Consider the following 21358-nt stretch of genomic DNA (forward strand, 5'->3'; position numbering starts at 1 on the left):
GCTGCGCCCTTGCTTCCCCGTCCACCCTGTCCCCACCGGCGGCTCCGAATGCGCCCCGCCCGCCCCCCGGCCCCGGCCCCCCGGACAAGACCTGCACCGTTAGTCACTTAGCCCCGTGAGTTTCAGCACGGTCGTCTTGTTCGATGAGAAAAAAACTTGCCATCTCTGGACCTGCGATCGCCCCACCCCACCGGTCAAGGACGGTTCAAGAACCCGACCCCAGACATTCATGAATGTCGATGCAGCCTAGCCGCGGCGGGGGCGGAAGCCGTTGATGGCGTCGCGGGTCTCGCGCGCCACGCGCGCCGCGGCTTCGCGCCAGTCGTCGCCACCGCTGGCGTAGAGGATGGCGCGCGACGAGTTGATCATCATGCCGGTGCCGGCGGCGTTGCAGCCCGCCTCGACCGTGGCCCGCACGTCGCCGCCCTGGGCGCCCACGCCGGGCACCAGCAGCGGCATGTCGGCGCCGATGCGCGCGCGCACCGCCGCCAGCTCGGCGGGGAAGGTGGCGCCCACCACCAGGCCGAGCTGGCCATGGCGGTTCCATTTTTCAGCGACCAGCCCCGCCACGCGCAGGTAGAGCGGTTCGCCGCCGGTTTCCAGGAATTGCAGGTCCGAACCGCCGGGGTTGGAGGTGCGGCACAGGACGATCACGCCGCGGTCCGGCCACGCGAAATACGGTTCGATCGAATCCGAGCCCATGTAGGGGCTGACGGTGACGGCATCGGCGCCGTAGCGCTCGAAGGCCTCGGCGGCATACTGTTCGGCCGTGGAGCCGATGTCGCCCCGCTTGGCGTCCAGCACCAGCGGAATGTCCGGGTGGTGCTCCTTGATGTGCCGGCACAACGCTTCGAGCTGGTCTTCGGCGCGGCGCGCGGCGAAATAGGCGATCTGGGGCTTGAACGCGCACGCGTAGGGCGCCGTGATGTCGGCGATGGCGCGGCAGAAATCGAAGATACGGTCGGCCCGTCCGCGCAGTTCGGCGGGAAAGCGGGCGGGATCCGGGTCCAGGCCGACGGTCAGCAGGGAGTCGGACGAGGCCCAGGCCTGCGTCAGTTTGCGGGTGAAAGACATGGAGCAAGGGGAACGGAATCGATCCGCCATTGTAGGATCATCCGGGGGCCGGCGCGAAACGGCCCGCCGGCCCCCGGGCGAGCCGGGTCAGGCCAGCAGCCGGCCCGCCAGCACGTGTATCCAGAGCCCGGCGGAGAACAGCAGCGACAGCATCACGGCCGCGCTGCCCAGGTCCTTGGCGCGTCCCAGCAGCGGATGGGTTTCCACCGACAGCGCATCGGCCAGCGCCTCGACCGCGGAGTTCAGCAGTTCCGCCACCAGCACCAGCAGCATGCTGAACAGCAGCAGCAGGACCTCGGTGGCGTCGCGGCCCAGCCAGACCGCCGCCGGCACCAGGATGATCACCAGCGCGACTTCCTGGCGGAAGGCGGCTTCGTATTTGAGCGCGGCGCCCAGGCCCTGGAGCGAATAGCGCCAGGCGCGGAAGACTCGCTGGAGGCCGCCGGTGCTCTTGTAGGGGGAATGCTGTTGATCGGTCATCGGAGCGGGGTAAAGGGGGATCGGCGGCAGGATACAGCGAAACGCCGCCGCGGCGCACGCTCCGGGTTTGCAACAATGGTCGGAGCAGGACGAGGATGTTGACATAGATCCCTCCGCAAGATTCCTTATCGATACAAGAAGGAGAGGCACCCATGAGGCATTTCCCGTCATCGGCCCGGGCGGCCGGCCTGGCCGCGCTGGTTTCCCTGATGTCCGCCGGCCCCGCCGCGGCGGCCTCGTACCCCGACAAGCCGGTACGCGTCGTGGTCGGCTTTTCGGCCGGCGGCACCACTGACGTCGCCGCCCGCATCATCGCCAAGGAACTGGGAGAGGACCTGGGCCAGAGCTTCGTGGTCGAGAACAAGCCCGGCGCGGGCAGCAATATCGGCGCCGAGCTGGTCGCCCGCGCCAAGCCCGACGGCTACACGCTGTACATGGTGGCCGTCACCAGCACCATCAACCAGACCCTGTACAAGAACCTGAACTTCGACATCGTCAAGGATTTCGCGCCCATCGCGCTGGTCATCAAGGTGCCCAACATCCTGGTGGTCAATCCGTCGCTGCCGGTCAAGAACGTGCAGGAGCTGGTCGCCTACGTCAAGGCGCATCCCGACAAGCTTTCGTATGCGTCGTCGGGCAGCGGCACGTCCATCCACATGGCTGGCGAATTGTTCAAGCTGCGGGCCGGCGTGGACATTCCCCACATCCCCTACAAGGGCAGCGCCCCCGCCTTGACCGATCTCATCGGCAACCAGGTGCAGCTGATGTTCGACAACATGCCCTCGGCCTGGCCGCACGTGCAGGCCGGCAAGCTGCGGGCGCTGGCGGTCACCACGGCCGAGCGCTCGGCCACCGCGCCCGATTTGCCGACCATGATGGAATCAGGCTACGACAAGTTCGACGTGTCGTCGTGGTTCGGGCTGATCGCGCCCAAGGGCACGCCGCCCGAGGTCATCGCCAAGGTCAACGCCTCCGTGCAGAAGGCGCTGGCCAAGCCGGACGTGCAGCAGCGCTTCAAGGATCTGGGCGCCGTCACCGCCAGGACCACGCCGGAGCAGTTCGGCAAGTTCATCAAGGACGAGGTGGATACCTGGGCAACCGTGGTCAAGGCCTCGGGCGCGAAGGTGGAATAGCCGCGTACCGGCCGCCGCGGCGTCAACGCGTCGTGGCGGCTTTTTCCCAGATGTCGGTCTCGCCTTCCAGCGGGCGCTGCAGCGAACGCTCCGGGATCTCCCAGATGATGAGGCGGGGAGGCGTGCCGCGGAACTCGTCGCTCTTGAAATAGGCTCGCGCGGCGCCGGCGAATTCGCCGCCGTCCCGGGCGAAGTTGACCACGCGGGTCTGCAGCGCGGCTTCCAGGAAGGGGACGAAGTTCGAGTTGCGCGAGTAGGACGTACCGATCAAGGCCACCCGTGGCAGGTCGGTGTCGCCGAACAGGTCGTCCTCGCTGGCCGGGGCGGCGGTGGCCGCCACGGGCGCGAAGGCCGTGCGCGGTTCCAGGTCCGGGGCCGGCAGCAACGCGGTCGGCAGCCAGTCTATGCCGGCCAGCCTGATCAGGTCGCCCTCCAGCGGTTCCAGGTTGCCGCGCGTGACGGTGAAGGCCTGGCGCGGTTGCAGCCGCTCGGATGCCGCCGGCAGCGCGCGGGCGGCCGCGGCGATGGCGTCCGCCGCCGCTTCGGCGCCGGCCTCGTTCCAATGGGTATCCGTGCGCAGGAATCCCGGTACGGGCAGCCTGCGCAGCGCCGATTCCAGGTCCACGGTCCGCACGCCGGCGGCCCGCAGGGCTTCGTTCCAGTCGCGAAGGCGCCCCTCCAGCGCGGCCGGACGATAGACGCCGCAGCGTTCGCCGGCCGCGATTCGGGTCTTGTCGGGCACCGCGGCCACGAGCAACTCGATGCCGAGTCCGGCCAGCCGTGTCCGCAGCTCCGCGACTTCCCGGGCGCGCGCCCGCATGGCATCGTCGCCGCCGGCGTGCGGCTCCAGTTCGTCGACCAGGAACAGCCAGTCCGGGCAGCCCTGCCGCACGCGCGGGCCCAGGTCGCCCACGGCCAGCCAGCTGACGCCGCGTTCCAGGCTGGCCGATCGGGCCGGCAGCGGCGTCTTGGCCATGGTGTCGGCGATCTCGGCGGTGACCCGTCCCGCCAGGAAGCCTGGCCAGTCCGGCGCGCTGCGGGTAAGCGGCAATCGTTCCACCAGCAGGCCGTACCCGTTGGACAGCAGGCCCGCCGCCAGCATGGCGGCCATGACGCAGCCCGCGAGCGCGTAGCGCGGGCCGGAGCGGGAAGAGGTCTTGTCCATCAGAACTGGAAGTAGAGGAAAGGGACCGCGCCGCGGCTGGCGATCAGCGAGAAGCCCAGCAGGAAGCCGGCCACCGGCCAGGCGCCGTCCCAGGCGCGCAGCAGTGCCGGCCGGCCGTCGCGCGCCAGCCAGGCTTCGACCGCCGGATAGACGACGCACAGCACGCCCAGGACCATGGCCATCACGTGGGCGGGCCTGAGCTGGACGCGCAGGGCATCGCCCAGCGCGTAGCCGTTCAGGCCGAACTGGCCGGCATACATGTCCAGGGCCGAGCCGAACGAGTGTGCCCGGAACAGCGTCCAGGCCAGCATGACGAACAGCAGGGTCAGTACCCGCGACAGCACGGCGGGCGGCGCGGGCAGCGAGGCATGGCCCCACAGCCGGGTGCCCGCCAGGGCCAGGCCGTGGGCGGTGCCCCACAGCAGGTAGTTCCAGTTGTCGCCGCCGTGCCAGAGGCCCGCGATGGCCATGGTCAGCAGCAGGTTGACGTAGGTGCGCACCTCGCCCTTGCGGTTGCCGCCCAGAGGGATGTAGAGATAATCGCGCAGCCAGCTCGACAGCGACAGGTGCCAGCGGCGCCAGAAGTCCTGGATGCTGGAGGCCAGGTAGGGATGGTTGAAGTTCTCTGGGAAATGGAAGCCCAGCATCAGGCCCAGGCCGATGGCCATGGCGCTATAGCCGGCGAAGTCGAAGAACAGTTGCAGGCTGTAGGCGAAGCAGCCCAGCCAGGCATCCAGGAAGGTGGGGGCGGAGAGGGAGAATGCAGTCTGCACCAGGGGCGAGAGCGTATCGGCGATCAGCACCTTCATGCCGAAGCCGATCATGAAGCGGCGCGCGCCCTGCGTGAACTGGGGCCAGTCGACGGTGCGCTCGCGCAGCTCGCGCGCCACCCAGTCGTAGCGGATGATGGGGCCCGCGATCAGGTGCACGAACATGGCCTGGTAGGCGCCGAAGTTCACCAGGCTGCGGTCGGCCGGCACGACGCGGCGCTGCACGTCGATCAGGTAGGAAATCGACTGCAGCACGATGAAGGACAGGCCGATGGGCAACGCGATCTTCTGCCAGGGAACGGGCATCGCGCCGCTCCACGACAGGATCTGGTTGAAGGTCTCGACCAGGATGTTGGCGTATTTGTACCAGCACAGGACGGACAGGTTGATCGTGATGAACGCCGTCAGCATCAGCATGCGCTGGCGCTCGGTGCGGGTGCTGTCTATGGCCATGCCGCCTATCCAGCCCACGAGGATGAGCGCGATGAACAACAACAGCAGCAGCGGACTCCACCAGCCGTAGAAAATCCAGCTGGAGAACATCAGCACGGCATTGCGCCAGGATGCCGGCGAAGCCGCGTAGACGAGCAGAAAGAGCGGCAGGAACAGCGTAAGGAATTCCAGCGACGCAAAAACCATGAGAACGACCTGTGGGGGACTCGGGAGGCGGGGTCAGCGGGTCAATGCGTCGTTGGCGAACAGCGTGCGGGAGCCCTGGGGACCGGGAACGACCAGGACCGTATAGCGCTGGCCGGCCTCGAGCGGCCCCAGGTCCTGGGCCGCGCCTTGCGGCTTGCCGTCGCAGGTCAGCTCCACGGACACCGCCACGGGGTTGATCAGGCGGCGCTTGGCCTGGCCCTGGCCGACGTTCTCGAAAATGCCGACATTGCGGCCGGCCGTGCGCAGCCCCGCCTGGCGGCATGCCGGGTCGGCGTTGTAGAGCGCCAGCGAGGCGCGCACGGCGTTGAAATCGTCGGGAGATTCCTTGATGACCACGGTGGCGCGCTTGTCCAGCGCGACCACGGTGGCGAATTCGCCCGGCTTGACCGTGACGGATACGGGCAGGCTCTGGCCGCTTGCGGCCAGGTTGCCCTTTACCGGCTTGCCGGCGGCCACGGGCATGAAGCCGGAGGCAGGCTTGTCCGCCGGCAGCGGCAGGGTCGCGCTGGTGCCGGATGCCTGGACCTCCAGCGGCCCGGACGTGGCGTTGACGAAGCGCACGAAGGCAGAGTCCTGGGCGGGTCCCGTCGGATAGAGCGCGATGCCGGCCGCGTGCGCGGTCAGCGCGGGCAGGCAGGCCAGGGCTGCGATCAGGGTGGATTTCATTTACCGGTGGCTCCCTTGGTTGCCGGCGCGTTGGCCAGCGCCTGCGTGATGGCCGCGCCCCACGCGTTGTAGCCGGCCTGGGTGAAGTGCTGGCCGTCCATCGTGGCCCACTGTCCGGGCTTGGCGAACTTCAGCGAGTCGATGTATTGGCAGGGCGGGACATTGGCCTCCAGGAACTTCGACATCAGTTGCACGCGGGGATAGGTCTTGCCGTATTTGCCGCCTTCGCTGCCCCAGGCCGGCCCCACCCACGCGCACTTGGTGTTGGTGGAGGAAATGGCCTTGACCAGCGAGGTCGTCTGCTGCCAGGCCCAGGTCTTGGGGAAATCCGGCTGGGTATAGGCGGCCATCGTGTCGCCGAAGACCAGGACGACGAGGTCGGGTTTTTCCTTGGCGATCAACGTCGAAATGGGGACGGTCGTGGCAGCCTTGCCCTGCACGACCGCCTTGGCGCTGCCGATGCGTTCGGCGCCGCCACAGGAGCCCGGCGTGGCGGTGAGCCACTCGGCGGGCGTCGAGCCGCACACGCCTATGGTGTGCACGCTCTTGGCGCCCTGCCGGAGCAGGCCATCGTGCAGCGACCCGATCAGGTAGCTGGGGGTGGCCAGGTGGCTGTCGCCGATGATGAGGATCGTCAGGCCCGCGATCAATGAAACCATTTCGTACTCCGGTGATGCCTACAGCAGTCAGGTGATTCGGTTATTCGCTCGCGTAGGGCGAGGCGAAGGGGGGGACCGGCATGGGAACCGGTCCGGTCTGCGACTCGAGAGCGTAGCGCACATAGACGCCGCCCTTGTATTGCCGGTAGTCGCGCGCGTTGTCAATACTGAAATTGCCGCCCAGGAACCACTTGGGCGCGAGCTGGTATTCGGCGGCCAGCGCGAGGCCGTAGCCGATGCCGGTCTTGCTCTGGCCGGCGTAGCTGGCCTGGGTGCCGTAGGCCGCGGCGATGGCTTGCGCCTGGGCCTGGCGGACCGGGTCCGAGAAGTAGTTCACGGCGTCCTGCTTGATATGCTGCACGCCGATCGCGCCCTTGACCTGATAGCTGAAGCGGCCCTGGCGTTCCGCCCACGCCAGCGGCACGCTGAGCGCGACGAAGCGTTGGGGGCTGAAGTAGCCGCCGCTGCCCACCGTGTAATAGCCCAGGTTCTTGTCGTAGCCGAAGACGGTGAGGTCCAGGCCCGTCGTCAGGCTGCGGTTGGGTTCGCGGATGAGCTGCGTGTAGAAGCCCGCGCCGGCGGACAGCCGGCTGTTCGACTGCACGTTGTGGCCGTTCAGGCTGTGCCAGCCCAAGCTGCCGTAGAAGCCGTAGCCGTCATAGTTCAGGCCGCCGCGCAGGCGTCCGCCGGTGGCCGTGACGCCGCCCCAGCTTTCCCCCGTCCGGCTGTCGCGCACCCCCGCGTAGGACAGGACCGTGTCCGTGACCGCGCGGCGCGACGCTTCGACGCCATAGGACAGGCGCGGACCGTCTTCGTTGGCGACTTCGCCGTCGAAGCGGGCGCCGCCCACGACGTTCTGGTAGCGAAAGCCAAAAGGCGTGACGCCGAGGTCCAGCTTCAGCCCCGACAACTGGTAGCCCACGGCGACGCCCACGCCGCTGGCGTTCTGCGAGCCGGGCGCGCCGACGGCGCCCTGCTGCTGGGCGTTCGCCGCGGCCGGGCCGCCGCCGAACTGGCTGCTGGTCGGGAAGTCGCTGCCGACCGAGCCGGCGCGCAGCGTGACCGGGGTGGCCTGGACATAGGCGCGGCCGTCGCCGACGGGGAAGTCCACGGTGACCGGGGTTTCCACGTCGAGCATGCGGCCCATGCCGCCCGCGCCGTTGTGCTGGCGCACGGTCGTGCCGACAGTGATGGTCGCGCTGCGGGCCTGCTGGATCGCATCCAGTTCTTGTTCCAGCGTCCTGGGGGCCGCGGGCGCGGTGGAGGCCGTGGCCAGGTTGGCCTGCGAGGCGCTGGGCCGGCGGAAGGGGGAGGGCGGCAGCGTGGGCGCCGGTTCGAGGCCGATCACCGGATCGGGGATGGCCCCGGGGGAGGGCGGCGGGACGGTGCCCGGAGGCGGTGCCGACACCGTGGCGACGAAGGGCGCCTGGACGGTCGCCGGCTCCAGGTCGGCGCGGACCGACGAGATGACCGGCGAGGGTTCCGTGCTGGACGAGGCGCGTGCCGCGGCGATGGGCGCGGTACGCGCGGCCGTGGGCGTGGCCGCCGCGGGCGCGCGTCCGCCGTCCTGGCGTGCCGCCGCGGCGTAGGCCGCGGGCGCGGTGATCGGATCGCCGAAGACCGGCCCGCCGTAGGAGACGGTCGCTCCGTCCGTCGGCGCCGCGCCGGCCACGCGCTGGGCCGGTGGACTGCTGCGGATCTGGCCGGGCAGGCTGGCGAAGGGATTGTCGTCGTTGGCCCGCGGGGCCGGTGCCGCCGCGGTCTGCTGGGCGGCCGGGACCTTGGCCGCGGCCTGCGCGGCCAGCGCCGCCTTCAGGTATTCCGCCGCCTTGCCGCTCCTGCCCATGCTGTTGTAGACCCGGCCGACCGATGCCAGTACCGTCGGGTTGCGCGGTTGCAGGCTGACGGCCTTGGCCAGCGCGGCCTCGGCGTAGTCGGTATTCCGGGCCTGTACCGCGGCCTGGGCGGCAGCGGTCAGCAGTTCGGCATTGTCGGGATCCTTCTCCAGCAATTGCCGGTGCAGGGCCAGGGCCTTGGCGCCGTCGCCGGCCGCCGAGTACATGCGCGCGAGCGCCCCCACGACCAGCGGGTCGTTGGGATACTTGGCCAGCATCGGCGCCAGCACGTCGTAGGCGTCGGCGATGCGGCCACGCTGGCGCAGCGCGTCGGCCTGGCGCACGGTATAGAGCTTGCGCAGGTCTTCGAAACTGCGGGTCTGCCGATCGTTCAGCGTCTGGTTCTGCAACTGCCGCAGGATGCCCGCGGCCTCCGCGTCCTGGTCGGTCTTGAGCAGCACGACCGCGTATTGCAGCAGCAGGTCGTTGTCGGGCGTGGCCGTGCGGGCCACGGCCTGGCGCAGCATGCCCAGGGCATGCATGTTGTCGCCGGCGTCGATGTAGGCCGACGCGAGCGAACCGAGCAGGCCCGGATTCTGCGCCACCTCGGGCTCCAGCTGAGCGAGGATGGCCTTGGCCTGGTCCGGCTGGCCCGCCCGCGCGAGCTTGACCGCCTGGGACACCTGGTATTGGGTCCAGGCGAGTTTCTGCAGGTCGATGACGTCCTTGGTCCGGTTGCGCGCCGGGATCCTGTCCAGCGTCTTGAGCGCCGCGTCCCAGTCCTGGACTTCGGCGGACAAAAGGGCGCTGGCCTGCAGCGCGCCGGGGTCGTCGGGGTTGGTCAACAGCAGGCCGTCGACCACGCCCCGCGCTTCGGCGATGCTGCCCGTCTTCAGGTACAGGCGCGCCAGGTCCAGGCGCAGCCAGGCATCGTCGGGATTCGCGCGCAGGCCGTCTTCCAGCAGCCGCTGCGCGGCGGCATAGTCGCCCCGGTCGCTCGCCTTGCGGGCATCGTTGCGTGCCTGGGTGGCGCGCAACTGGCCGACGCTGCCTATCTTCTGCTGGTCGGCCGGACTCAGTTGCGAAACCAGCCGCAGCGCTTCTTCCATGCGGTCGGTCTGCGCCAGTACGTTGACCAGGCCTTGCAGCGCGGCAAGGTTGTCCTTGTCGCGCGCCAGCACGCCGCGGAAGATTTTCTCGGCTTGCGTGTATTGGCCGCGTTCGGCCAGCACGCCTCCCAGCGCCACCTCGGCCGTCCGGTCGTTCTGCGACAGCTTGACGGCTTGCTCCAACTGCTGCTGCGCCTTCTCCAGTTCGCCGGCCTCGCGTGCGCGTTCGGCGCTGGCGTTGAGCGACCAGTAGCGGGCGACGCCCAGCACCTGTTGCCAGCCACCGCGCGCGCGCGGCTGCCGCGTGGCGCGCGTGAGGAATTCCACGGCCTCGTCGGGACGCTCCTGCTTGAGGCGCAGGACACCCATGCCTCCCAGCGCGTCGGCGTGGTTGGGGTTGGCCTGGAGCAGGGCGGTGAGGTCGGCCTCGGCGCTGTCGAGGTTGCCGCCTTCCAACTCCTTGAAGGCGCGGCTCAGTTGCGCGTCTTGCGGCGAGGGCGCCACGGAGCGGGCCGCGGTGCTGCTGCTGCCGGCCTTGCGCGTGCGGCTGTATTGCTGGCGGATCTCGGTATCGTTCGGATGCGCCTTCAGGTAGGCCTCGAACAGCGGCGCGTCGGCGGGGCGGGGATCACCGTACCAGGTCAACGCCGCCCGCCAGCTCTCGTCGGCGTCGCCGCCGACGTCCTGGCGGGACGACAGCCTGGCCAGCCGGCGGATGCCCTCGGCCCGGGTGCTTTCCTTGCGGGTCAGCAGCTTGGCCAGCGTGAGCGAGACCTGGACGTTGTCGGGGCTTTCGCGCTGCAGCCGTTCCAGGCCTTGGCGGGCCTCGTCCCAGCCGTCGTTGGTGTAGCCAAGGTAGCCGTAGTATTCCAGCGCGATCCGGCCTTGCGGCGTCTTGCCGCCAAACACGGTCCGGTATTGCGCCACGGCTTTGTCGAGTTCCCCCGAGCTGGCCAGCAGCCGGGCCTGTTCGAGCGCTTTCGGATTATCGCCGGCGCGCAGGTTGATCTCTTGCTCCAGACGCGCCGCGTCGAGGTCGGCCGTGCCCGATGCGCGCAGCTGCGCCAGGTATTCCCGGGCGCGGGCGGGGCGGTTGGCCTTCAGCTCGAGCAAGCCGAGGTTGTACAGCGCCTCGGCATTCGTGGGCTCCGCCTGCAACAGGCGTCCCCAGGCTTCCGCGGCGCGCGCATCGTTGTTGCGGGCCTGCCAGTAGCGGCCTTGTTCGAGCAGCGAGGAGGTCGTGGCCGGAGGCGTCTGCGCCGGAGCCGCGGGCGGGGTCTGCGCGTTCAGGCCAGGGGAAATGGCAAGCGCGGCCAGCAGGCCGGCCGTCAGGAAACCACCCCCGGCCGCCGGGCGGCGGCCCCCGGTGGGGGCGTCGCCCTGGCCTGGGGCGGCCCGGCGCCGGGCCGCTAGCGAGCGATGGTGGGCGGACATGTTTTCTCCCAGGATAGTTGCACTTGTCCAGTGCTCAGAAATCGATAACGTTCTTCGGCCCAACCCAATCCGAACAGGCTGAGCACGACGTCGTAATACGGAGGCTGGCGACCGGGGCCGGCCGTGCGCAGGCTTTCATCCAGCAGGGCCTGGGCGCGTCGCCGTTGCAGATCGGCCAGCCAGGGCTGCTTCTTGGCCGTGAAATAGGGTACCAGCGCCGACGAGAAGCCGAACGGTCCCGTGCCCTCGGTACGGCCGGTCATGGCGCGTACGCGCTCGGGCGGCGTGCCGGTACTCGCGGTCGCGGCGGCCATGCCGCGCAGGGCCTGGAGCATGGGCGCGGCCAGCGGATCGTCGGTCGGGGCCATGCCGGCCCACAGGTAGGTGCGGATGGCATCGTAGCTGCCCGGGTCGCCCTTGAGGGGATCGACCACGAACAGGCCGCTGGTGGGCGATGCGCCGCGGTAGGCGACCCAGTCGGCCACGAAACCCTTGGGGCTGACGGCTGCCAGCAGGGCCGCGGTATTGTCCGCGATCCGGGCCCACGGGCCCGACGGCGAAACCGTGGCCAGCCGGCGCAGCAGCGGCAGCGGCAGGTAGCTGGGGTTGATCTGCCAGAGCGAGTCCGGCCGCGCGAAGCTGCGGCGGCCGGGAAGCAGCATGGGGCCCAGGCCCGGCAGTTCGACGGTTTCCTCGGCTTCGATGCGCGCGACGAGGGCCCGCGCGTCGCGCAGGTAGTCGTCGCGGTGCCATCTGTCGGCTGCCTCGAACAGCGCATAGGCGAACCAGAGGTCGGCGTCCGAGGCGGAGTTGTCGTCCAGCACGCCCCAACTGCCGTCTTCGCGCTTGCCCCAGTGCCAGGCGGGCAGCCGGGCGCCTATGTCGCCGCCGGCCAGGTTGTCGACGGCCCAGCGCCACATCTTGTCGAAGGCGGCCGGGTCGTTGGCCACCAGGGCGAAGAACATGCCGTAGGATTGCCCTTCGGACGAGGAATGCAGGCGCGGGGTGCTGGCATCCAGCACCCGGCCGTCGCGCTGGATGAAGTGCGTCCCGAATGCCTGCCAGAGCGGCCAGGCGGGCGCGCAGGCGGCCACGCCGTCCGCGCGGGCGGCGGCCGGCGCGGCCAGCACGGACGACAGCGCCAGGACCATGGCGGCCAGGCGCCATGACGGCCGCCTGATGGTTGGGTAAGCCCTCATCTCGCGACCGGCATCGCTCAGGCGTTCAGGCGGCGGGCCGCCCGGGCGCGAAGCGCGATGTAGACCAGGATGCCCAGCACCGCGATGCCGAGCACGGCAAGCAGCAGCAGGATCCAGGGCTGGCGGGCGGCGTACCACTGGATGCTCTTGAAGAAGCCCAGCGAGCCGACGTAGTAGGTCGGGCCCGAGACCAGCGAGTCGACCTGCTTGCCGCGCACGACGGACACGCTGCCTTGGATGAATTCGGTCCGGTCCTCGCCGATCAGGGCATCCACGGCTTCGGCCAGGCCTTCGGGGCGGGTGGCCGAGATCGCGACCACGCTGCGCCCGCTGCGCAGCGGCGATTCGAGGCCGGCGAACACCACGCTGGCGCCGTCGGTGGTGAAGGCCAGCGAGCTGCGCGCCTGGCCGGTTTCCTCGCGCGGGTTGGGAACGACCCAGTTCCAGGCCTGGTAGACCCAGTCCGACAGGCTGAAGCGGCGGCTGCCCTCGGCCAGCGAGACGGGCAGCAGGCTGCTCCACTGCTTGAGCAGGGGCTGGTTGTCGCCCGAGGCGAGCACCAGGAGATCCTTGTCCGCCAGGCCCGACACCTGGTCGGCGCGCGCGACCGTGACGTTCATGGCGGGATAGCCCGTCGATTCCGACAGGCGGCCCAGCACGCCCAGGTAGGCGCTGTACTCGGCCGTGCCCGCGTTGTCAGGAAGAATGACGGCGGTTTGCGACAGGTCGGCCATCCGGGTGAACGGGAAGCCGCTGTTGTGGAACACGCCCAGGTCAGGCAGGGCGATGTAGTGCCTGAAACCGGAGATGTCGATCGTGGAGTCCGGCTCGATCGCGCCGCGGACGTTGTCGATGATCACGTCGCGGCATTGGCCTTCCTTGATGTAGTCGTACTGGTAGCGGAATTGCAGCCGCGACCGTGGCGGCATCAACTGGAGCGGCAGTTCCAACTGCGCGCGCACGGGAATGCTGCTGTCCGTCTGGAGCTTGGCCAGCAGTCCATCGCCGCCGTTCAGGCGTTCGATCGACGGCAGCGGGAAGGACTTCACCAACTGATTGTTGACACCCAGGGTCATGGTCGAGCTGGTCGACAACTGCTGGGGCGTGTAGCGATACCGCAGATCCAGCGGGATGCCGCTCTCGCGCCAGCCGAACAGGTCGGGGGGCAGGCGCAGGTCGACGGGAATGGTGGGGGGCGAGAAGCCCGAGACGTTCAGGCTGGCGGGGGACACGAGCTCGCCGAACTTGACCGGACGGTCGCTGCGCAGCCAGTTGGGCGCGTCATAGGGTTTGCGCGGTTCCAGCTCCGCCAACTGGGTGATGACCGCGCGCTGGCCGGTCAGCGCCTTGCTGCCGGTGACCACCGCCTGGGCGGCACGCTTGAGTTCCTTGGCGTCGCGGCCGCCCAGCACCAGCAGCTTGCCGTACATGTCGTTGGGGTTGGGCACCAGGGTGACCGTCGGCCCGCTGGGGGCGGGAAGATCGAGTCCGCCCGAGCGCATTTCGCCGGTGGTCAACAGGATGGCGTTGCCCTTGGCCGGCAGTTGGTTGACGGCGGTGGGGAAGCGCGCCCCCCGGTAGCTCGCCAGCGCCCCGAACCACGACGACAGGATGCCGGCCGCTTCCAGGGTGGTGTTGTCCGGCGCGGCGGCGAACACGAAGGGTAGCGCCAGCGGCCGGCTGTCGCGCCGGTCGAAGAAGGGCAGCGGCAGGATGGACAGGTCGTTGGCCAGCACCAGCGGCGTGACGGTGAGTTCCAGCGTGCTGCGGTTGCTGATGTTGGCCCACAGGCTGGAGTGCAGGGGATCCTCGCACTCCATCGTGTAGTGGCCGATGAGCTGCACGTTCAGGTTGTTGAACTGCGTGATGAGCTGCGACGGCAGGTCGACGACGGTTTCCTTGGGCTCGCCCGCGCTGTCCTTCGGCACCGGAACCGAGGCCGCGACTTCGCCGTTGACCAGCACGTTGATGTGGGACAGGTCGGCCAGCAGCGCGGGCGAATAGGTATATCGCAGGCGCAGTTGCGCCGAGGACACGACCTCGTCGGCGCGGATGTCGAAGGGCAGGCTGAAGCTGCCTTCCACGCCCCGGATCACCATGGGCGTGCCCGCGCCGAGCTGCTTGAGCGTGACGCCGTAGTTGCGGCCTCCCGACACCAGTTGTTCGGGCTTGGCGCGCGCCTCGTCGCCGGCCGCGGCTGCCCAGGCCTGCAGCGGCAGCGAGTTCAGCAGCAGGGCGGCGGCCAGCATCACCGAGAGCGGCTTGGCGGAAGTCGGATACGCGCGCTTGCGCGAAAGATTTCTGGTTGTCATCGGTTCTTCATCCGGGTGTGGATAGGACGGGCTGCCAGCCGGCCGCGCAGGGCCTGGCCTCCGTGTAGGGCGAGTTGCTTCATGCCGAGCAGGCCGATACGCACGACTTCCCGCAGGCCGACCAGCGGCGCGTCGGGGGTGTTCTGCCCCCAGTTCTCGGCCCAGGTGTCGGCGCGGGCGAAGGTCATTTCGGCCATTTCCACCTGCTGCTGCAGGGTCAGCGCCTCGAAGCGCAGGCCCAGGTGACGGTCGGTCGAGAACACCACGGTGGCGGGGAAGATCCGTTGCTCGGTGCCGCGGAACAAGGCCACGTGCAGTTCCTGCCCGATCTCCAGCCGTTCCAGTTCCGGCGGCAGCTGGATGCCCAGGCCGGTCGCGGAGTAGTCGGTGGTGCTGCACGCGATGGTCTTGCCGTTGGGCAGCCGCAGCATGGCCTGGATCTGCGCGGCGACGCGGGGCTGCGAGCGGAACTGCCGCTCTTCGCGCGCGACGGCGATGCTCGCGCTGGTGATGATGATGTTGTAGACGGTCCAGAGCAGGTTGATCGCCAGGGTGAACAGGCCGCCCGAGTCATAGTCTGCGAAGGCCAGCGAGATCAGGCCGGCGATCAGGCCGCCGATGTTCAGGGCCAGCAGCACGAGGTAGGGCTTGGCCATGTCCCAGTCGAACCACGCCTTGCCCTGGGCGCCGCCCTTGGCCGTGACGTTGAACTTCCCCAGCTTGGGGTTGATGAGGGCCAGCATGGCCGGCCGCATGATGTACCACGCCAGCACCGATTCGTAGACTTCGTTCCAGAACGAGTGGCGGAAGCGTCCCTGCATCCGCGAGCTGGTCAGGTTGGCGTGGATCAGGTGGGGGAAGGCGTACAGGGTGATCATCAGGGCCGAAGCCTGGAACACATGGGCGCCGAAGAACAGGAAGGCGAGCGGAGCGGTCAGGAACACCAGGCGCGGCAGGCCATAGAAGAAGTGCAGCATGGCGTTCAGGTAGCACATGCGCTGGCTCAGGCTCAGGCCCTTGCCGAACAGCGGATTGTCGACGCGGAAGATCTGCGCCATGCCGCGCGCCCAGCGCACGCGCTGGCCGATGTGGCGGGACAGGTTCTCCGTCGCCAGCCCGGCCGCCTGGGGGACGGCCAGATAGGCCGTGTTGTACCCCGCCCGGTTCAGCTTCAGCGCCGTGTGGGCGTCTTCGGTCACGGTCTCGGTGGCGATGCCGCCCACCTCCTCCAGCTGGCTGCGGCGCAGGACCGCGCACGAGCCGCAGAAGAACGCCGCGTTCCAGAGGTCGTTGCCATCCTGGACCAGGCCGTAGAACAGTTCGCCCTCGTTGGGGACCGCGCGGAAGGTGTGCAGGTTCTTCTCGAACGGATCGGCCGAGAAGAAATAGTGGGGGGTCTGCAGCATCGCCAGCTTGGGATCCTTCAGGAACCAGCCTATGCTGATCTGCAGGAAGGAGCGGGTCGGGATGTGATCGCAGTCGAACACGGCGACGAATTCGCTGCTGGTCAGTTCGAGCGCCGCGTTCAGGTTGCCGGCCTTGGCCGATTCGTTATTGCTGCGCGCGATGTAGCCTACGCCCAGTTCCGAGCAGAAGTCCTGGAATTCCTTGCGGCGGCCGTCGTCCAGCACGTAGATGTGCAGGCGGTCCGAGGGCCAGTCCAGCGAGATGGCGGTCAGCACCGACTGCTTCACCACGTCGAGCGGCTCGTTGTAGGTCGGGATCAGGATGTCCACCGACGGCCAGCTCGCCGGGTCGGCGGGCATGGCCGCCGGCAGCCGGCGCAGCGGCCAGATGGTCTGCAGGTAGCCCAGCAGCAGCACGGACAGGGCATAGATCTCGGCCAGCAGCAGGCCGTAGCCGAAGGCGATGTCCAGCCAGCTCTGGAAGTCCAGCGTCGAGGTCAGCCGCCAGTACATGTAGCGCAGCGACATCGTCGCCGACAGGAGCACCATCAATACGGTGGGCAGGCGTCCTGCGACGTTGCGCAGCAGCAGCGCGGCCACCAGGGCGGTGAGTGACAGCAGCAGCTGCGGCAGCGCCTCCAGCGGGGCGGTGATGACCACGGCCAGGCTGAAGCAGGCCACGGCGGCCAGCACGATCCGGACGATCCGGTGGCTCCAGAGCGGCAGGGCGGCCACGCGGTCGGCGCGCGCGTCCGCCGGAGCCTGGTGGACGGTGGGAACGGCTGGCGGCAACGGACTCACGCTGGCCTCCGTCGGGGCTTGCTCGGCTTCATGGATTAATTCCTGAGCAGGCGCTGGAACAGCGCCGGCATGTGCTGGGGGCCGGGCTGGCTGTCGTCGGCGTAGCCGCGCAGGCGTTTGAATATTCCGGTGATCGGTTCGTCGGCGGCCGGAGCCGGGGCAGGCAAGGGCGCGGCCGCGGCGTCGATCCCGATGACGGGATGGCCGGCAGCCGGGGTCGCGGCCGTTTCCTGGTGCAAGGGCGATTCGTCGGCGGGATGGAAGCGGGTGGGCGGGACGTACACCGTGGAAACGGGTTCGGCGGCCTGCCCGCCCGCGACGCTACCAGCGACCGGCGCCGCGCGGCGCTGGGCCAGGGCGGGCCAGCGGCTCGCGGCCGGTGGCGTCGGATCGGGTTGGGGGGTGTCCCCCGCTTCGGGATGATTGGATGTGTCCATGGCCACCTCAGGTCGAGGCCGGCGACCCCAGGCGCAAGCCTATGCCGCTGATGCCGTCGAAATCGGAAATCTGGGAAACGCGCAGCCTGTCGCCGGCGCCCAATTGTTCGAACCATTGCTGGTATACGCCTTCCAGGAACGCGGGCGTCCAGGCCAGCGCTTCGCGTCCCAGCGCGGCTTCGAGGGGGGCGCAGTAGTGCTGCAGGCGCAGATGGTCGGTCTCGTCGGTGATCTGGACCCAGCCCCAGTCCAGGCGGGTCCAGATCTGGCTCATGGCCAGCTGGATGTCATCCAGCGTGGCGCAGGCCGGTACGGGAAGTTCGCGGCCGAAGCGGCCGCCCACCCTGCGCATGAAGGTGCGCAGTTCGGCGGCGGAAAATTTCTCGGCCAGTTCTTGCGCGGTCGATAGCAGGAAGATCTTCCACTGCGTTGCGCATTGGCGGCCGGAAAGATAGCTGATGACGGATGAAGTGGCGTCCATGGGCAATCCTTGTCTGGGTAATCGATTCGTCCGCACGTGCCAATGCACAACGCTTCCAGGCGCTCGAGCGACGGAATGCGAAGGAATGCGGGTACGGGTGAGGGCGTCCCCTGAGAGGGCACGGGACAAGGGCCTCAGTAGGTCGGGGGGATTCGCTTCATGGGGTCTGCGCCCATTCTGGCAAGGCGGAGCTACGTGTTTCTGGCACGTATTCTTGAAGCATGACCTTGCGTCTTGAGTCGTCTGCCTCCAGGGTAAATCAGAGAAGACAACGGGAATTTAGCCTAGATGCATGACCCACGCAATGTTTTGTTGCGTCAGTTTCATCTTTGTTTATGTTATTTATCTACATCTTTATACGTGAGGGACCGGCGGGGCAGCCAGGCCCTGTCAGCCCGGATCGGCTCCCGGGCGAAGGCGGCGGAAACGCTGTTCGGTGACTCTCGCCCCCCATTGTTCGCCCTCCGACTCCTGCGCCAGCCGGAAGCCGAACGACTCATACAGGTGGCGCGCCGCGTCCAGGCCCTTGAACGTCCAAAGATAGGTTTCCTGAAAGCGGCTGTCCACGAATCGCATCGCGTGAGACATCAATTGCCGTCCGATGCCCGTACCGCGCAGGGCGTCGTCGACGATGAACCACCGCAGATGGGCGGTGCCCGCCGCCGGATTGCCGTCGATGGCCAGCGAGGCCAGGGTGCGGCCGTTTTCCACGTGTAGCCACAGGGCCTTGCCGTCGCCGGGCAGCGTTTCGGCAAAAGCCGCCAGCTCGGTCGCCACTTTCTTTTCGAAGAAAAGGCCGAAGCGCCAGTGGTCCGAATAGAACCTCGCGTGAAGGCCGGCAATATCGCCGATGCAACCGGGCCGATAGCCCTCCTGGATGCCGGATGCCGTGGCCGGGGGCGTCGTATCGGCGCCGGCGCCCTGGGCCAGGGCCTCTCCATACTGGGCCAGCGCGCGAACGAGCGCCTGCTGGTCGGCGGGAACGATGCGCCGCAGCGCATCCGATACCTGGGCCGTGGCGTACCGATCGATTTTCTCTCGCAGCGCTTGTCCCGGGGGAGTCAGGTAGAGCGAGGACGAACGTCCATCATCGCCAGCGGCCTGGCGCCTGAGCAGGCCGTCCGCCTCGAGCCTGGCCAACTGCCGGCTCGTGTTCGATTTGTCCAGTTTCAGGAGATGGCCCAGGTCCCGGGCATTGATGCCGGGCGCGGCTCCGATTTCGAGGATGGCATGGACCGCCGAAGGCGCAAGATCCGTATCCGCCAGGGTGGCTCGCATGAATCCCAGTTCGCGCACCAGTTTGCGGGAAAACTCGCGGAGTTCCTGGATGGTGGTGTCTTGGGGAAGGGGGGAGGCATCCATGGTCTGCATGGGCCATTTCTCCGGGGTTGCGCATCGCAACCAATATAGTTGCGATGCGCAACCCCGTCAAGCCTGGGTAACGCGAAGGCAAGAAAAAACCCGCGAGCGCGGACGCTCGCGGGTTTCGAGGCAGCGTCCCGGGCGGACCCGGGATCAGCGGAAGGGACTTGCTTAGAAGTCCATGCCGCCCATGCCACCCATACCGCCCATGCCACCCATGCCGCCACCGGCGGGGCCAGCAGGCTTGTCTTCGACCAGCTCGACCACGGTGGCTTCCGTCGTCAGCAGCAGCGAAGCCACGGAAGCGGCGTTCTGCAGGGCGGTGCGGGTGACCTTGGTGGGGTCCAGCACGCCGAACTCGACCATGTCGCCGTACTCGCCGGTAGCCGCGTTGTAGCCGTAGTTGCCCTTGCCGTTCAGCACTTCGTTGACGACCACGCTGGGTTCGTCGCCGGCGTTCGACACGATGGTGCGCAGGGGCTCTTCAATGGCGCGCAGCACGATCTTGATGCCGGCGTCTTGATCGGCGTTGGCACCCTTGGTGGCAACGATGGCTTGCTTGGCACGCAGCAGGGCTACGCCGCCGCCGGGCACCACGCCTTCTTCCACCGCGGCACGCGTGGCGTGCAGGGCGTCTTCGACGCGAGCCTTCTTTTCCTTCATTTCGACTTCGGTGGCAGCGCCGACCTTGATCACGGCAACACCGCCGGCCAGCTTGGCCACGCGCTCTTGCAGCTTTTCACGGTCGTAGTCCGAGGTCGCTTCTTCGATCTGGGTGCGGATCTGCTTGACGCGCGCCTCGATGGCCTTGCTGTCGCCAGCGCCGTCGATGATCGTGGTGTTTTCCTTGGCCACTTCGATGCGCTTGGCCTGGCCCAGCTCTTGCAGGGTGGCTTTTTCCAGCGACAGGCCGGTCTCTTCCGAGATCACGGTGCCGCCGGTCAGGATGGCGATGTCTTCCAGCATGGCCTTGCGGCGGTCGCCGAAGCCAGGGGCCTTGACGGCGGTGGTCTTCAGGATGCCACGGATGTTGTTGACGACCAGGGTGGCCAGGGCTTCGCCGTCGACGTCTTCAGCGATGATCAGCAGCGGGCGGCTCGACTTGGCGACTTGTTCCAGGACGGGCAGCAGTTCGCGGATGTTGCTGATCTTCTTGTCGTGGATCAGGACGAAGGGATCGTCCAGGGCCGCGACTTGCTTGTCGGGGTTGTTGATGAAGTAGGGCGACAGGTAGCCGCGGTCGAATTGCATGCCTTCGACGACGTCCAGCTCGTTTTCCAGCGACTTGCCGTCTTCGACGGTGATGACGCCTTCCTTGCCCACTTTTTCCATCGCGTCGGCGATGATCTGGCCGATCGACGAATCGCTGTTGGCCGAGATCGAGCCGACCTGGGCGATTTCCTTGCTCGACGAGCAGGGCCTGCTGATCTTCTTCAGCTCTTCGATGGCGGCGGCGACGGCCTTGTCGATGCCGCGCTTCAGGTCCATCGGGTTCAGGCCGGCGGTCACGTACTTCTGGCCTTCGTGCACGATGGCCTGGGCCAGCACGGTGGCGGTGGTGGTGCCGTCACCGGCGTTGTCGCTGGTCTTGGAAGCGACTTCCTTGACGAGCTGGGCGCCCAGGTTCTCGAACTTGTCCTTCAGTTCGATTTCCTTGGCGACGGACACGCCGTCCTTGGTGACGGTGGGGGCGCCGAAGGAGCGCTCCAGGACCACGTTGCGGCCCTTGGGACCGAGGGTGACCTTGACGGCGTTGGCGAGGACGTTTACGCCGCGGACGACGCGGGCGCGGGCGTCATCACCGAACTGGACTTGTTTGGCAGCCATTTACGAAATTCCTTGGATGATTGTGTTGAATACCGGGGGATCGGACAGCAGGCCGAGGAGGCTTACTGGATCACCGCCAGGATTTCTTCTTCGCGGATGACGAGCAGTTCGTCGCCGTCGACCTTCACGGCCTGGCCGGCGTACTTGCCGAACAGGACCTTGTCGCCGACCTTGACGTCGACCGGCAGCACTTTGCCGTCTTCGGTCTTCTTGCCCGGGCCGACGGCCAGGACTTCACCCTGGTCGGGCTTTTCGGCAGCGCTGTCGGGGATGACGATGCCGGACGCGGTTTTACGCTCGTTGTCCAGGCGCTTGACGATCACGCGATCGTGCAGGGGACGGAGGGCCATACAAACTCCTGATGTTCGAAGTTGACGTCTAATTGTCAGAAAAAGAGGCTGGAAAGCCGCATTTAGCCGGTGCCGCGTAGAAACGCGGTGCCTCAGCCTGTTGCCAGGAGGGCCTGGCGCCGCGTGAGCAGCGTTGTTAGCACTCTTGGCAATCGAGTGCTAATTATAGGGATGGCATGGGGGGCTTTCAAGGGGGAG

Annotated in this window: 16 protein-coding genes; 1 reads left to right on the forward strand and 15 read right to left on the reverse strand. The window is 68.1% G+C overall.

What is annotated here, in order from left to right:
• Window positions 1–246: 246 nt before the first annotated feature.
• Window positions 247–1074: an orotidine-5'-phosphate decarboxylase gene (gene pyrF / locus AC1Q6E_RS26780; protein ID WP_296558343.1), complete on the reverse strand. Its 828-nt coding sequence runs from the start codon at window positions 1072–1074 to the stop codon at window positions 247–249.
• Between the two features lie 87 nt (window positions 1075–1161).
• The gene (locus AC1Q6E_RS26785; protein WP_152792765.1) at window positions 1162–1554 is read right to left on the reverse strand and encodes a diacylglycerol kinase; all 393 of its coding nucleotides are present in this window, start codon (window positions 1552–1554) and stop codon (window positions 1162–1164) included.
• Between the two features lie 209 nt (window positions 1555–1763).
• On the opposite strand from AC1Q6E_RS26785, the gene AC1Q6E_RS26790 reads away from it, so the two are divergent.
• Entirely contained in the window at window positions 1764–2687 is a 924-nt protein-coding gene (locus AC1Q6E_RS26790) for a Bug family tripartite tricarboxylate transporter substrate binding protein (protein ID WP_296558358.1), read from the forward strand.
• Between the two features lie 22 nt (window positions 2688–2709).
• Here the strand turns inward: AC1Q6E_RS26790 and AC1Q6E_RS26795 are convergent, their stop codons facing one another.
• The 13 genes from AC1Q6E_RS26795 to groES form a co-directional block, all read right to left on the reverse strand.
• Complete coding sequence (locus tag AC1Q6E_RS26795) at window positions 2710–3852, reverse strand: alginate O-acetyltransferase AlgX-related protein (RefSeq protein ID WP_492573868.1); 1143 nt, start codon at window positions 3850–3852, stop codon at window positions 2710–2712.
• Window positions 3852–5261: an MBOAT family O-acyltransferase gene (locus AC1Q6E_RS26800; protein WP_492573869.1), complete on the reverse strand. Its 1410-nt coding sequence runs from the start codon at window positions 5259–5261 to the stop codon at window positions 3852–3854. Before AC1Q6E_RS26800 ends, AC1Q6E_RS26795 begins: the two co-directional genes overlap by 1 nt.
• A gap of 33 nt (window positions 5262–5294) precedes the next feature.
• Window positions 5295–5948, reverse strand: a complete 654-nt coding sequence (locus tag AC1Q6E_RS26805) for an alginate O-acetyltransferase AlgF (RefSeq protein ID WP_152792761.1) — start codon at window positions 5946–5948, stop codon at window positions 5295–5297.
• Window positions 5945–6607, reverse strand: a complete 663-nt coding sequence (locus tag AC1Q6E_RS26810; RefSeq protein WP_152792760.1) for an SGNH/GDSL hydrolase family protein — start codon at window positions 6605–6607, stop codon at window positions 5945–5947. Before AC1Q6E_RS26810 ends, AC1Q6E_RS26805 begins: the two co-directional genes overlap by 4 nt.
• A 40-nt stretch (window positions 6608–6647) precedes the next feature.
• On the reverse strand, window positions 6648–10985 hold the full coding sequence (locus AC1Q6E_RS26815) for a cellulose biosynthesis protein BcsC (protein WP_492573870.1): 4338 nt from the start codon (window positions 10983–10985) through the stop codon (window positions 6648–6650).
• Window positions 10961–12184, reverse strand: coding sequence for a cellulose synthase complex periplasmic endoglucanase BcsZ (gene bcsZ / locus AC1Q6E_RS26820; protein ID WP_152794125.1), 1224 nt, complete (start codon window positions 12182–12184; stop codon window positions 10961–10963). The genes AC1Q6E_RS26815 and bcsZ overlap by 25 nt, the downstream gene beginning before the upstream one ends.
• A gap of 17 nt (window positions 12185–12201) precedes the next feature.
• Window positions 12202–14496: a cellulose biosynthesis cyclic di-GMP-binding regulatory protein BcsB gene (gene bcsB, locus AC1Q6E_RS26825; protein WP_492573871.1), complete on the reverse strand. Its 2295-nt coding sequence runs from the start codon at window positions 14494–14496 to the stop codon at window positions 12202–12204.
• Window positions 14493–16703: a UDP-forming cellulose synthase catalytic subunit gene (gene bcsA, locus AC1Q6E_RS26830; protein ID WP_296559722.1), complete on the reverse strand. Its 2211-nt coding sequence runs from the start codon at window positions 16701–16703 to the stop codon at window positions 14493–14495. Before bcsA ends, bcsB begins: the two co-directional genes overlap by 4 nt.
• Before the next feature lie 35 nt (window positions 16704–16738).
• Window positions 16739–17140, reverse strand: a complete 402-nt coding sequence (locus tag AC1Q6E_RS26835; protein ID WP_492573872.1) for a hypothetical protein — start codon at window positions 17138–17140, stop codon at window positions 16739–16741.
• Window positions 17141–17147: 7 nt separating this feature from the next.
• Window positions 17148–17621: a cellulose biosynthesis protein BcsD gene (gene bcsD / locus AC1Q6E_RS26840; protein ID WP_152794119.1), complete on the reverse strand. Its 474-nt coding sequence runs from the start codon at window positions 17619–17621 to the stop codon at window positions 17148–17150.
• Window positions 17622–18011: 390 nt separating this feature from the next.
• Window positions 18012–18992 carry a GNAT family N-acetyltransferase gene (locus AC1Q6E_RS26845; RefSeq protein ID WP_492573873.1) on the reverse strand — a complete coding sequence of 327 codons (981 nt, stop codon included), beginning with the start codon at window positions 18990–18992 and terminating at the stop codon, window positions 18012–18014.
• Between the two features lie 162 nt (window positions 18993–19154).
• Window positions 19155–20810, reverse strand: a complete 1656-nt coding sequence (gene groL, locus AC1Q6E_RS26850; protein ID WP_152794115.1) for a chaperonin GroEL — start codon at window positions 20808–20810, stop codon at window positions 19155–19157.
• A 62-nt stretch (window positions 20811–20872) separates the two neighbouring features.
• Window positions 20873–21160 (reverse strand): co-chaperone GroES, encoded by a 288-nt coding sequence (groES, locus tag AC1Q6E_RS26855; protein ID WP_087781765.1) that lies wholly within the window; start codon window positions 21158–21160, stop codon window positions 20873–20875.
• Between the last annotated feature and the right edge of the window lie 198 nt (window positions 21161–21358).

This window comes from Pigmentiphaga sp. MLSB6-MA01, assembly GCF_058793475.1.